The following is a 13,236-nucleotide window of genomic DNA, read 5'->3' on the forward strand; positions in this document are numbered from 1 at the left end:
CACCATCCAGCAACCTCCAACCAGCATTAGTCCTGCCATTAAATAAAGCCTCTCAGCCCATCAGTCATCGGTAAACGGGCTCTTGGTACTGTTGCGGGAGCTGTTCAGGGCTGCACTGAGCCCGGGGATGCTGTTGATCTTGTCAGCCAGCTTCTCCCTGTCCCGCTTGGCGGCCTCTGTCAATGGGGAGGTAAATGAACCTGCTGTTGGGGATACCGGCATTCCGCTGGCATCAAGGGCTGGCTTGGCGGGAGCGTCAGATGCCTTGTTCATTGAACCGCTGGTTATGAAAGAGCCATTATTGGAGTCTATATCGGAAATAATAACCTCCAGAGTATCACCGTTCTTAATAGGATCGGTGAAATTCACAGGCTGCTTATTTACCAGAAGAGTAAAGGTCTTTCTGGAGGAAGCGGCAGGAGGCTGGAACCCAACGGCCAGCAGTGCATCGCTGATGGTGGTAGTGGCCCTGAGGGACTTCATATACCGCACCTCGGCCCCGTCATCAATAATGGTGCCGGTGCTGGCAGGATGCCCGTTAACCTCCAGAGAAACGGTGGCAGAAGGAATCTTGTGCTCCTGTCCCTCATAGTAGATAACCAAGGTTGCATCCAGCTCGGAAACGTTCAGCACGTTCCCCAGCTTTGGCTCCTCGGATTCGATGTATTCAATGTAATCATTTTCATGGACCTCTGTGGAGAGGGTGGCAGGATTATCATTCAGCAAAATTGTAGGGGATACGGTGAACTGGGCTTCCTTGCCATTAAGAGTATATTTAATCTTGCGCCCCATAGGCGGCATGTTAAGGGAGTTCAGCACCTCACCCAAAAGACGGGTATCATTGCTTGTGACAACATCCCCGTCCCTCAAGATTTGTCCTGGCTCTGCTGGCTGCCCGTTAATGGTGAACTGGGCAGCAATATTGCGCTCCTCCCCGTTGATATAAACGGTGTAGGAAGGCGGAATTTCTAGAACATCGTTAATGGTTACCTCTGGCTGAGTGCCATCCTGGCCCGGGATAATCTCAATGCGACAGTTTTCCGTCACCACAGTATCAAGGGTGGCAGGGCGTCCGTCAAGATTCAGCTGGGCCATGGTGCCCATGGTGCCAGGAATAAATTTGTTTTCCCCGTTTATGGTGAGCATAACCCCAAGTCCTGGGCGTCCGTTCATTTTTTTCAGCTGAATACCCGCATTTAAGAGGGCATCAGAAACGGTGAGCTCACGGAAATTAAAGAGGCTGTACTCGTCGTCATTGACAAAAATTCTGAGGAAGTGGAGTGATGTAAGGGCGGCAACCTTCAGAATACCCAATGGGGTAACTGCATCAGGAAGCCTCAGCTCCTCCGGAATTTCCACTATGCCATCAATCTTCTCAGGGTGGCGAACAGCCACACGGCCAGGGGCCAGACCCAAAACCTCACCTACATAATCCGCAAGATGAGGAGTCAGGGCACCGCCGCCTACAAGAATAACCGCCTGAGGCTGATCACTGCCATTAAGCTCTATAATCTGCTTGGAAATGGCCTCAGCCAGGCTCCTGATATTTGGCAAAACGGGCTCCAGCACGTCCTTGGCAGTAAGGTCATATTCAGCCCCCAGAATATCTGTGAAATGAACGTCCTTGCCATGGGCGGCCTCACGCTTCAAGTTTTCAGCCACATTAAAGTCCAAAAGGAACCGCTGGGAAATGGCCTCCGTAATTTCGTCGCCGGCCTGTGGTACCATGCCGTAGGCAATAACGGAGCCGTTTTTTGTAATGGCCACGTCGGAGGTGCCTGCCCCAATATCCACCAGCACCAGATTCAGATGGCGCATGGTAGGAGGAATCAGCACGTTGATAGCGGCAATCGGCTCCAGCGTAAGGGCCCGCATATCCAGCTTTGTGGCCTGGAGAGCGGAGTGCATGGAGTCAATAACCTGTCTTGGCAGGAAGGTGGCGATAACAGTGGCATTGGCCACACGGCCTCTCTGCCCCACCAGAGTCTTCAGCTGAATACCGTCCAAAGTATATTTTATAGTGCTGTAGCCAACACAGTAATATTTGGTTGGATCATCAATGGTCTTGGAGGCTGCCAGCTTGGCCTGGGCAGCCTGAACCCCTGCAAAATCAAGGGATCGTTCCTGCTCCGGGGTAATAATGCCGTTTACTTCCATATCTGCGTCGGCAGTCATGGTGTAAAGGGCACGGCCCGCAGCTGCCACGGCGGCACTCTTAAGGGCACCGGTTCTTTTCACCAACGCCTTTTTCACATTGTCTATTATAGCTGCCACCTGGGGAACGTCGTGAATCTGGCCGTCCAGCATGGCACGGGTTTTATGCTCCTGACGCTCAGTGGCTACGATTTTAAGGCCGTTGGCCTCCTTTTCTGCCACAATACCAATAACGCTTCTGGTACCGATATCAAGGGCAAAGATGCGCTCCTTCCGTTCCTTCCTCGGCTCGGCGGCTTTCTTTTTGGCAACACGCTTTTTGGCGGCCTTGCCCCTGGCTTTTCTGGTCTTTTTGGCGGTGTCGCCGGAATCAGTATCATCCATGTCAGCTGTATCTTCATCATCGTAAGATTCCACGGCTGGGGAAATAAATTCGATTTTCTCAGCTGCCTTAATGGTTTCATTTTCCACCATGGACTCAGCAGGTTCTGCAGCTTTGGCCGCTGCGGATTTCCTTGTGCCCCTTGCTGATCTGGTGGTTACTTTAGTTTCTGCAATCTCTGTAGTGTCCTTGGTAGTCGCTTTTGTAACGGATTTTGCCATTGTAATGTCCTCATTAATTCAAAATTTAAACCCGATAAAAAAGGTTTATCCAAATATTTCGCGAATAAAACATTAGATTCCTTTTTTTGCTACGAAATCATTGTGAATAAATTTTTTATCTTGCGTTGAATTTGCAAAACATAACTATATTATATATGATTTTTAATAGTGAATAAAGTCACTATACAGTGATGGAGGCCTTAGTTTTAAAATGACAGATGCAATCGACACCGAAAACAACGGTGAAATGATTTCGGGAAGTGACTATAAGCGCATGGTTTTGGGCGCCTATGGTGAGTTCCTCAACGAATTTGAAAATATAAATGCCGTGAAGGAAGATTCTGCTTTTTTTTACTCCGGCAATCCGGGCTCTGATGTGCTCAGAACCATGGGGGCGGCGGTGATTCCCCTCACGGAGGCGGTAAATGAAAGTATCGGTGGCCTGGCCAGGCGCGTTGCTGACGCGTCTGTTTTGGGTGCCCGGGGAAATGCAGGGGTTATTGTATCCCAGATTTTGCGGGGTATTGCCAAGGGGCTCATAGGCAAGTACACTGCCACCTCCCAGGAATTTGGCAAGGCCTTCCAGTATGGTATCCTCTACGCCCAGAAGGCTGTGCCCGAGGAAAAGAACCGCCCGATAATTGTGGCCTCCAAGGTGGTGGCCAAGGGTGCCCACGATGCAGTAAAATCCGGAAAGCATATCAGCGATATTCTGCTGGCAGCCATCAAGGCCAGCAGTGAAAATAAATCCAGTCACAAGGACTGCGGTGAGCAGATTCTTCAGGTGTTTTTGGAGGGGTGTCTGAAGGGGCTTCAGGGGGATCTGAATTTGCCACCCATTGATGTGGGGAAGAAAATGTACGAGGCCCGTGGTATTGTAAGTCCATTCAGCGACAAGGCCCGTCCGTACTGTGTCAGCTTTTTGGTGGCCAATCCCAAGCTGTCAGTGCCCATCATTGAAAAGGAGCTGCAGGAAATCGGCAATTTTGTAGTGGTGGAGCGCCGCTTCAAGGCCATATTTATCCACGTTCATTCCGAGCATCCCGGCACCATTCTGGAACGGGCAGTAGCCTGGGGCCATGTGGGGGAGATTCACATTAACATAATGGCGGAGCCTCACGCCATGGCCATGGTGCAGCAGGCCTGCATTATGCCACAGGCCCTTCTGACGGTGGCGGAAAATGAGGAGTGGGCCCAGAAGCTGCAGGAGGCTGGGGCCATGGTAATTATTGATGGCAGCGATCCATCGGGACCTTCTGTGGAGGAAATTGTCAACGCGGCCCACAGCGATATAGCCAACAAATACATCCTTTTGACGGATTCAGAGCACCTGCGCCTTGTAATGCACCAGGTGAAGCGGATTATGGGTGACAGGGTCAGCGTGGTGGTGGCCAACAACCATGAGGAGCAGATTTATGCCGTACGGGCCTTTTTCCCGGAGCTTTCCATGGATGAAAATGTGGCCCAGATGAAGGAAGCAATCCGCCGTATGTCACAGGACAGCCGGCAGGGCAGTGATAAAGAGCAATAGCGGATTTTAACCAAAGAAAAAACAAGAAAGGAGCTGCTACCGAAGTAACAGCTCCTCGAAAGCGGGGTCCGCATATGCCGTAGTCCAACAGGCTAAACCTGTAAGTTAAAGTGGGTATCCTAAGTAACAGGTTCTGCTATTCGTTCGGAGACGATCCAGCATCTGCTGCACAAAATCAGATTCCCTTATGAAAAAGAGTCGGTTAGACGATGAATGGATGCTACGGTCAAAGAAGATTATCCCTCTTTAGCTGTATAATACCATAGGTTTTGGGGAATAACAAGACTTGACAAAATGGCCAAAAGGTGGGTAATATTAAAGAATAGTGTGGTAAAAATTATATTTACTATATACAATATATTATAGAAAAAATGTACTTTTCTATATGAAGGAAAATTACCAACAGAAGCTGAAATTTAGGAAGGAAGATATAGACAGATGAGTAACCAGCAGCTGATGCGTGCCATATTGATTGAACCAGGCAAAGACCCGTCTATTATCAGACTTCCGGCAGCTCACGGACCCCATGATGAGGCCATAAAGGATACTCTGGAGGGCAACTACGGCGCTGTGGAATTTTTCCAGATTCAGCCGGGGATTTCCCTGTTTATTCTGGTAAATGATTTGGCAGCAGCCTTGGGCATGAAGCCAAACCGCCGTTTTCCGGGGGCTGACAGCGACCAGATAATCTGGGGCAAGGCTATTTTCATTGCGGCCTACAATGGTGATGATGAAACCAAGGAGGGGACCCTGGACATGTCCGAGGAAACCTGCCTTATGTTCATTGAGCAGATTAAGCTGAACTTCCCAATGTGCGATGGCACTGAGGAGCCACGTCCTGAGGATACTCTTTATTACGATGAGGACGAGGAGGGCAATCCTGCACCTTATCGCTGGATTGAGATTTCCAGGCCTTCCGATTTGCCAAATCCACTTGAGGCAGGCAGGGTGAAATTTTATCGCATGCCGGCCCAGGAGGTAATGGAGATTAATGACCGCTATTTCAAGAAGGTGGCGGTATATACCTCCGGCTCAAAGCTGAATTAATACTGGCGAAATTTGACTTTTGTAGTATAATATTAACGTCTATATGAGCAGTTAATTTTGAATATATTTTAAGGAGACATAAAATGGAAGATAAGATATATAGCGTAGCTGTAAGCTGCCGCGGTGTTAACGGCTGGGTTGAGTACGATACCGAGGCCAAGACTGTAAAGGTATTTTTGGACGATGAAAAGGCTGTGGCTGATGCTGAGAAGTTCCTCAGCGAAAAGCATGTGATTAAGGTGCCTCACGAGTCCTTGCTGGACTTCACCGAGGAGACCTTCGATCCATTGGCTGATGTAAAGAGCTTCCAGACCGTCCTCACCAGACTGTGGGAGAACACTGAGGTTCACGTTGACTGGAGCCGACCTGTGGAGTACGTAAAGGCCCACCCAACATTGGATTAATTTAATAGTGAATATAAAAGGCTGATGAAGGAGTAAATCTTTTTCATCAGCCTTTTTGTAATTTCAAAAATATTCAGTGTGAAACTTACATATCTAAATTAAATTTTTCAAAGGTATTATCAAGGAATCTATCCCACTCAACATAGCCAGGATATTTATGTTCATTTTTTCTGAACTCCTTATTATGGTATAGATTATCACGATGCAACAGCTCATGATAGATTATGAATTTTACCACCTCTCTTGGAACACTTGGAGAATTTAGCAGTGAATTTATGAATATCCTGCCCCCGCTGTGATAAACTCCAAAATACCCACGACAAGGTTTTGGTGTCCATTCCACAAATTCAATCCCACTGTAGCTTCCGCCAAACATTTCATCTACTTCTTCCATATAAAGCTGCTGGATATTATAGACTGGCTCCATCTTGTACGGAATCTCCTCCATCGGTAACAGTTCGATTTTCCTGTTTGGCTTTATCCCTTCAAAGAGTGCCTTCATACAGTCCATAACCTTTGCCATATAATCCGAGAAAGTGCCGTGTACCGAATCAATAAGCTCCTGATTTTCTTCATAATGCTTTTTGAGGTGATTTGGAATATCCGCTGGAATTATATTGTTCTCCACTATATTCTCTGCCATTGCCATCGGGTCAAATTTGTCAACATCAGCAAACTCATGATATTCAGGAATAGTTTTGCTATGCAGCCAGTGGCGGACAAAGATATCAATATCCCTCAACTTCGGTGGGAAGTCATTATTTGTAAAATAAGCATTTAAAAGAATTTGGCAGGTTTTATTGAATATGCCCGTTTTCCATGAGTTAAGGAAATTACCCAGGCTGGCAAATTTATACTGGGATAAATACTCCAAAAATTCATTGCCGCTCCCCAGCTCATAAAGCATTGCCGCATAAGTTTCCGTCAACTGAGTTGAAGTTGCCATGGTACAGAGTTCTTGCCATGCATTCTTCCCTTCCTCCAGTTCGGAATGGGTTATGTGTTCATACACCCGCTTTGCCACTTCCGGATAATTTTTAAATACCATATCCTCGATAACTACCCTGTACTTCTTGGCAAAGTTCTTTGTAGGCTCCGACGATATGCCTTCCACATATACGGCCAGCCGCTCTTTTTCCTTTACAGGCGCCGTCGGACGATTTTCCAAAGGAGTCTTGTAATGGTATACAATCTCCCGCAAAAACTCGTAGTCAAAATTTTCCCAGCTAAACTTCTTTGTCATGATAATCAACTCCTCATCAATATTTTTATTTGATGATGTAAGTTTATCAGCAGCCATGAAATAAAGCAGGGGACAAGTTATCCCCTAAAATAATATTATAATTGAATAATGATAACATATATGTTATCATATAGGCAGGAATGAGGGATATTATGCACAAGCTGATAATATATACCGATAAAAAAGGTAATTCCCAGTTATTGGACTATATAGACGAATTGGCTGCCAGTGACAGCAAGGATAGCAGAATAAAACTCAATAAAATTAATGATTATTTCAAGTTATTGGCACTAAATGGCACATATTTGCCGGAAAAGTATGTTAAACATCTTGACGGGGAAATATGGGAACTCAGGCCCCTGAGTGATCGTATACTCTTTGCAGGATGGCTGGACGGTGCTTTTGTCTTACTTCATAGTTTTGTAAAAAAGACACAGAAAACACCAAAACGGGAAATAGAACAGGCCAAAAGAGAACTTGCAGACTTCAAGGAAAGGGAGGGACAGCAATGAATTACACAAAAAGCGGTTGCCCTATTTGGGATGCTGAATTTGAAAAAGAATACTTTACCCCCGAGGAAATAGCAGCAAGCAATCTAAGAGTGGAACTTATAACAGCTATGATACAAGCCAGGCGTGAAAAGGGCCTTAGTCAAAGAGATTTGGAGGAATTAAGCGGTATAAAGCAACCACAAATTGCCCGTATGGAAAAAGGGGACTCTAACCCACAGCTTGACACTTTGTTAAAGGTACTTGCCGCTATGGGTAAAACCCTTGCCATTGTTCCGTTACCTTCAAGAACATAGAGGTGGCAATATTAAAGCCCCCCAACATTGGATTAAGAAGAATAAGAAAAGACAGGCAGAGAAATTCTCTGTCTGTCTTTTTTTACTCACACTTCTGCGTCCATTTTGTCTTTTAAAAGTCCCACTGCGGCGCTGGCCCCGATGCGCTCACAGCCCTCCTCCAGATACTGCTTCATATCCTCCAGGGTGCGAATGCCTCCTGCGGCCTTCATTTTCACATTTGGCCCGATGTGGGCGGCAAAGAGCTTAATGTCCTCATGGGTGGCTCCCCCGGTACCAAAACCCGTGGAGGTCTTAATGAAATCTGCCTTGGCCTCGGTAACGCACTGGCAGAGGGATTTCTTTTCCTCATCTGTGAGATAGCAGGCCTCGATAATAACCTTCAAAATATTATCTCCCACAGCCTTTTTGATATCAGCGATTTCCTCAGTAATTTTCTTAAAGTCACCATTTTTTGCATCTGTAATATTGATGACCATATCAACTTCTTTTGCACCATCTTTTATGGCCTGGGCAGCGGCAGTTATTTTTGCTTCCCTGCTGTCATAGCCCAGAGGAAAACCAATAACGGTACAAATATTGATTTTATCCCCGAACTCCTTGTGAACCGGTGCCACATAGCTGGCAGGAATACAGACAGAGGCAGTTTTGCACTGAATGGCCTCCTGGCACAGCTCCTTGATTTGCTCCCAGGTGGCTGTTGGCTTTAACAAGGTGTGATCCACATGGGCAAGAATTTCAGAACCCTTCATAATAGAAAATCCTCCTGTATCGTGTTATATTTTTTATATAGATAATTTTTATGTGTCCATGATTATTTTAATAGCAGTGATATTTTTTTATGTACGGGTGGCATGGCCTATCCCATGACAGGCCCCGTAAAAATATTCAATGCAGTATCATTATACCGCAGTTATTAGAAAAATTCTTCTCAATAAAGAAAACAAGGAGAAAATATGAAGGCAATTGTTAATGGCAAGCTGATTACCCCTGGCCCAAAAGGTGAATTTAGGGTGGAGCAGGGCAAGGTGGTAGTGTTTGAGGACAGAATACTTGAGATAATCGATAAATCGGAATTTGAAGCCCGGGGCAGAAATTCCTTTGAGGAGGTTTACTACGCCCAGGGGCAGTACGTATCCCCTGGATTTATAAATCTCCATATCCACGGCTGTGCGGGCTCCGATACCATGGACTGCCGCGAAGCGGGACTGCACCAGATGGCTATTTTTCAGTTATCCACTGGAGTGACCTCCATGCTTCCCACCACCATGACCTACGATATGCCAAGGATATATGAGGCTTTAAAGCTGGTACGTCAGGGCAAATCCTACAAGGAAGGTGCCAGAATTTTGGGTGCCAATATGGAGGGGCCCTTTATCAGCGAAAGCCATAAGGGGGCCCAAAAGGCCTCCAACATAAGAAAGGCAGATTTCACCCTAATCAAGGACTACAGTGATGTTATAAAGCTCATAACCATTGCCCCTGAAGAGCTGCCGGAGGGCAGTGATTTTATCAGCCAGTGTCAGAAGGCGGGCATTAGGGTATCCCTTGGGCATTCCTCCGCAGATTACGACTGTGCCATAAATGCCATTAATAATCTGGGAGTAACCCATGTGACACATCTTTTTAATGCCATGACAGGACTTCATCACCGCAATCCTGGTGTGGTGGGAGCTGCCCTTGATTCCGACGCCTACTGCGAGCTCATAGCGGATAATATTCACGTGGCACCCGGAGCCCAGCGCATTGTACACAAGGTAAAGGGCACTGACAGGATTGTGCTGATTACTGACTCCATGCGGGCCTGTGGCCTTGGAGATGGGGAGTCGGAGCTGGGGGGACAGAAGGTATTCGTAAGCGGCCAGAAGGCAGTTCTTGAGGACGGAACCATCGCCGGCAGCATTATTACAATGGACAAAGCTGTACACAATTACGCAAAAAATTTAAATATCTCTGTGTGGCAGGCGGTGGAATGTGCTACCAGAACCCCCGCCAGGGCCATTGGCATGGACAAGGAGCTGGGCTCCATTGAAGTGGGAAAGCTGGCGGATTTTGCCATTTTTGATGAAAATGTTCATGTAAGTATAACAATTGTCGCAGGAAAAGTATTATTTTTGGAATAAATTTGCATAGTTCCACGTAAAAGTATATTATATATGTAATATATTGTATATTTCGGAAGGTATGATTTTATGGAAATTAAAGATATGCAGGCCTTTTATGCCATTGTGGAAGAAGGCAATATCAGTCATGCGGCCATTCGCCTCAATGTGGCCCAGCCGGCCCTCAGCCGCCAGATGAAGCGGTTGGAGACTGCTCTGGGGGTAAAGCTCTTTGAGCGTGGCAGCCGCCGTATTCGCCTTACGGATGCGGGAATGCTTCTCTATTCAAGGGTTAAGCACATTTTGGGTATGGTGGACGGCACCATGCGGGAGCTTATTGACATTGGCTCGGGGGTGGCAGGTACCATTAAGCTTGGAACCATTACCTCCTCGGGATCCATGCTGATTCCGGAACTGGTGGAGGATTTCACCAAGAAATACCCTCTTGTAACATTCCAGGTCTGGGAGGGTGAGGGGGCCCGTATGCTGGAGCTTCTCGACAGCCACATTATTGAGATTGCAATTACCAGAACCCAGGTGGATAATGCTTCCTACGAGTCCATTATTCTTCCTGATGAGCCACTGGTTTTGGCCATGCACAGAAGCTTCTGCGACGATCCCACCAGCGAATTTATTCATATTAGGGAGCTGAAGGACAAGCCTCTTTTGGTGCCCCTTCGCTGGAAGACCGCCTTTATGGCCCATTGTCAGAAGGCGAAATTTGAGCCAAATATTTTAAGCGTCAGCGACAGCCAGATTCAGAATATGCTGTGGACCCAGCGGGGCATCGGCATTTCCCTGGTTCCACTGTCTGCCCGCAGTCTGATGCGCTCTGACGACATCGTCTTCAAGCATCTTGAGGAGGCAGAAATCTACACCCATACTGTTGTGTCCTGGCTGAAGAGCCGCACCCTTTCCAGCAGCTGTCAGCATTTTATCGAAATGTTCCGCCAGAAATACGTTAAGTAATCTATATTAAGGGCGTTGAAATTTAACGAGTCGGAATTAAGCGAGTCGAAACGTACCGAGTTGATATATAGCGATTTGAGATTTTGAGAGGTATGAATATGGCAGAGGGAAAAAAGATTTTTATCGTGGAGGATGAGACCCGCATTGCCCGTTTTCTCCAGATGGAGCTGGAGCATGAGGGCTTTGAGACTGAGACGGAATCCAATGGCAGCCGCGCCTATGAGCGGATTATCCAGGGGGATTTTGACCTTGTTCTGCTGGATGTAATGCTGCCGGATATGGACGGCCTTACCATTTGCAAGAAGGTGCGGGAGCTTTCAGATGTGCCTATTATTATGCTTACTGCCCGTGACGACGTAAATGACAAGGTTCAGGGGCTTGATATCGGGGCTGATGACTATGTTACCAAGCCCTTTGCCATTCCGGAGCTCTTTGCCCGCATGAGGGTGGCCCTGAGAAAGCATACCGCCTCTGAACATTCCGGGGAGGCTACCAACGGGGAAGAGCTGAAGCTGAAGAATCTCACCATGAATATAGCCCGTCACGAGGTTATGGTGGACGATGTTCTGGTGGAGCTTACCAAGAAGGAATTTGACCTGTTGGAATACCTTATCCGCAACAAGCGCAGCGTTCTCACCCGTGATCAGATTCTGTCACAGGTGTGGGGCTATGATTACATGGGTGACACCAATGTGGTGGATGTGTATATCCGCTATTTGCGGGCCAAGCTTGATGACAAGTTCAATGAGAAGTACATTCATACCATGCGGGGGGTAGGCTATGTCGTCAAAGACTAGTCTCTGGAAAAGGATAATCAACTATCCCAAGCAGTGGGAAATTTCCACCCGCCTCACTGTGATTTATGCGGCGGTAATTACCATTTTGCTGGGCTGTGCCTGTATGGCCTCCGTTATTGGTATGTACTATGTTATTTACCACCAGGCCGAGACGGAAATGACCTTTAGCGTGGAAATTGCCCTGGATAAAATGCAGGATCCGCAGTTTATGAGCCATGCGGCGGAGAAGCCCCATGAGGCCACAGAGGAAGTGCTGCTTCCGGGAGTGGTGCTAAGGGTGGCGGATGAGAATGGCAACATCGTCTACGATACAGACAAGCATTTCGCCTCGGTGGATGTGCTTAGGGAAAATTTTGCCAATGACAGGATGTTTTGGATTTCCGATAAATACCAGCTGGTGCGTCTGAAGCATTTTATGATTTATTATCATGAGGTGCCAATGGACTACAAGGGCCATCACTACACCCTGATTTTCAGCCGTGTTATTACCGCAGAAAGACCAATGCTGGCCAAGGTCCAGGAGCGACTTATATTGGGCGGTGCCATAGGAATAATGCTGGTGGTGCTCATCGTTTACATCGGTATCAAGAGGGCCTTCAGGCCGTTACGTGATTTTATTGCCACGGCCAAGACCATTGAGGTCAGTGATCTCAGTACCCGTATGGAGGTGCCCCCAAGTCATGATGAAATGACTGAGCTGGCCACCACCTTCAACAGAATGCTGGACCGCATAGAGGAAGGCTTTAAGGTGCAGCAACGCTTTGTTTCCGACGCTTCCCATGAGCTGCGTACTCCCGTGACGGTTATAAGGGGCTATGCGGATATGCTGAGCCGCTGGGGGGCATCTGATGCTGACACATTGGAGGAGGGCATTTCCGCCATCAAAACTGAGGCGGAGGATATGCAGGAGCTTATTGAAAAGCTGCTGTTTTTGGCCCGTGCTGACCAGAACCGCCAGATTGTGAACAAGGTTCCTCTGGAGTTCAGTGAGCTGGTGGAGGACGTTTACAAAAAGCTGAAACTTACCGCAGTCAAACATAATGTGGAGCTTCTCCGGAATGAGGAGGGCTACGTTATGGGGGATAAAGTCATTATGAAGGAGCTTATCCGCATATTCCTTGATAATGGCATTAAATATACCCCTGAGGGGGGGACCATCACCATTGACAGCCATCTTATGCCCCGGTATATGTGTCTGGAAATTGCCGACAATGGAATAGGTATTGCCCCGGAGGATCAGGATAAAATATTCCACCGCTTCTATCGTGTGGACAGCTCCCGCACCAAGGCTGCAGGCCAGCCAGGGGGCACAGGACTGGGCCTTTCCATTGCCCAGTGGATTGCCGATAACCACGACATCGGCATTTCACTGGAAAGCGAGCCAGGGAAGGGCACCAAATTTATTTTGATGATCCCGTTGATTGAGGAAGAGAAATAGCGGTGGAATTTTTTCGTCTGCAAGACCGGAGTTCTTCTGCCGGAGGCTCATCATGGGCACTAACTATATTAACGCCACGATGTACGTGCGACTGTGTCGCCTTCGAAGAAGCCGAATATATATCGTACATGATGATTAGAACG

At 47.4% G+C, this 13,236-nt stretch carries 12 protein-coding genes; 9 read left to right on the plus strand and 3 right to left on the minus strand.

Annotated features, from left to right (window positions below; all coding sequences use genetic code 11):
* Positions 1 to 60: 60 nt before the first annotated feature.
* The gene (locus tag T525_RS13970; protein ID WP_369751931.1) at positions 61 to 2,538 is read right to left on the minus strand and encodes a cell division FtsA domain-containing protein; all 2,478 of its coding nucleotides are present in this window, start codon (positions 2,536 to 2,538) and stop codon (positions 61 to 63) included.
* Between the two features lie 430 nt (positions 2,539 to 2,968).
* On the opposite strand from T525_RS13970, the gene T525_RS13975 reads away from it, so the two are divergent.
* From T525_RS13975 to T525_RS0102560, 3 genes are all read left to right on the plus strand, one after another.
* Positions 2,969 to 4,288, plus strand: coding sequence for a DAK2 domain-containing protein (locus T525_RS13975; RefSeq protein WP_051533356.1), 1,320 nt, complete (start codon positions 2,969 to 2,971; stop codon positions 4,286 to 4,288).
* 438 nt (positions 4,289 to 4,726) lie between these two features.
* Entirely contained in the window at positions 4,727 to 5,335 is a 609-nt protein-coding gene (locus tag T525_RS0102555; protein WP_027405897.1) for a hypothetical protein, read from the plus strand.
* A gap of 83 nt (positions 5,336 to 5,418) precedes the next feature.
* On the plus strand, positions 5,419 to 5,739 hold the full coding sequence (locus T525_RS0102560; protein WP_027405898.1) for a hypothetical protein: 321 nt from the start codon (positions 5,419 to 5,421) through the stop codon (positions 5,737 to 5,739).
* A gap of 85 nt (positions 5,740 to 5,824) precedes the next feature.
* Here the strand turns inward: T525_RS0102560 and T525_RS0102565 are convergent, their stop codons facing one another.
* Positions 5,825 to 6,982, minus strand: coding sequence for a DUF45 domain-containing protein (locus T525_RS0102565; protein WP_156945509.1), 1,158 nt, complete (start codon positions 6,980 to 6,982; stop codon positions 5,825 to 5,827).
* 152 nt (positions 6,983 to 7,134) lie between these two features.
* On the opposite strand from T525_RS0102565, the gene T525_RS0102570 reads away from it, so the two are divergent.
* Positions 7,135 to 7,494, plus strand: a complete 360-nt coding sequence (locus tag T525_RS0102570) for a type II toxin-antitoxin system RelE/ParE family toxin (protein ID WP_027405900.1) — start codon at positions 7,135 to 7,137, stop codon at positions 7,492 to 7,494.
* Positions 7,491 to 7,787 (plus strand): helix-turn-helix domain-containing protein, encoded by a 297-nt coding sequence (locus T525_RS0102575; RefSeq protein WP_037324912.1) that lies wholly within the window; start codon positions 7,491 to 7,493, stop codon positions 7,785 to 7,787. The genes T525_RS0102570 and T525_RS0102575 overlap by 4 nt, the downstream gene beginning before the upstream one ends.
* Positions 7,788 to 7,873: 86 nt before the next feature.
* On the opposite strand, the gene deoC is transcribed toward T525_RS0102575, so the two are convergent.
* Complete coding sequence (gene deoC, locus T525_RS0102580; protein ID WP_027405902.1) at positions 7,874 to 8,539, minus strand: deoxyribose-phosphate aldolase; 666 nt, start codon at positions 8,537 to 8,539, stop codon at positions 7,874 to 7,876.
* A 204-nt stretch (positions 8,540 to 8,743) separates the two neighbouring features.
* Between deoC and nagA the strand changes: the two genes are divergently transcribed.
* The 4 genes from nagA to T525_RS0102600 all read left to right on the plus strand — a co-directional run bounded on the left by nagA (position 8,744) and on the right by T525_RS0102600 (position 13,093).
* Entirely contained in the window at positions 8,744 to 9,910 is a 1,167-nt protein-coding gene (gene nagA, locus T525_RS0102585) for an N-acetylglucosamine-6-phosphate deacetylase (protein WP_027405903.1), read from the plus strand.
* A 69-nt stretch (positions 9,911 to 9,979) separates the two neighbouring features.
* Entirely contained in the window at positions 9,980 to 10,858 is an 879-nt protein-coding gene (locus tag T525_RS0102590) for a LysR family transcriptional regulator (protein ID WP_027405904.1), read from the plus strand.
* A gap of 98 nt (positions 10,859 to 10,956) precedes the next feature.
* On the plus strand, positions 10,957 to 11,655 hold the full coding sequence (locus T525_RS0102595) for a response regulator transcription factor (RefSeq protein WP_027405905.1): 699 nt from the start codon (positions 10,957 to 10,959) through the stop codon (positions 11,653 to 11,655).
* A complete protein-coding gene (locus T525_RS0102600) occupies positions 11,639 to 13,093 on the plus strand; it encodes a cell wall metabolism sensor histidine kinase WalK (RefSeq protein WP_051533357.1) in 1,455 nt (484 codons plus the stop codon). Before T525_RS0102595 ends, T525_RS0102600 begins: the two co-directional genes overlap by 17 nt.
* Positions 13,094 to 13,236 lie beyond the last annotated feature (143 nt).

This window comes from Anaerovibrio sp. RM50, assembly GCF_000622005.1.
Lineage (GTDB): Bacteria > Bacillota > Negativicutes > Selenomonadales > Selenomonadaceae > Anaerovibrio.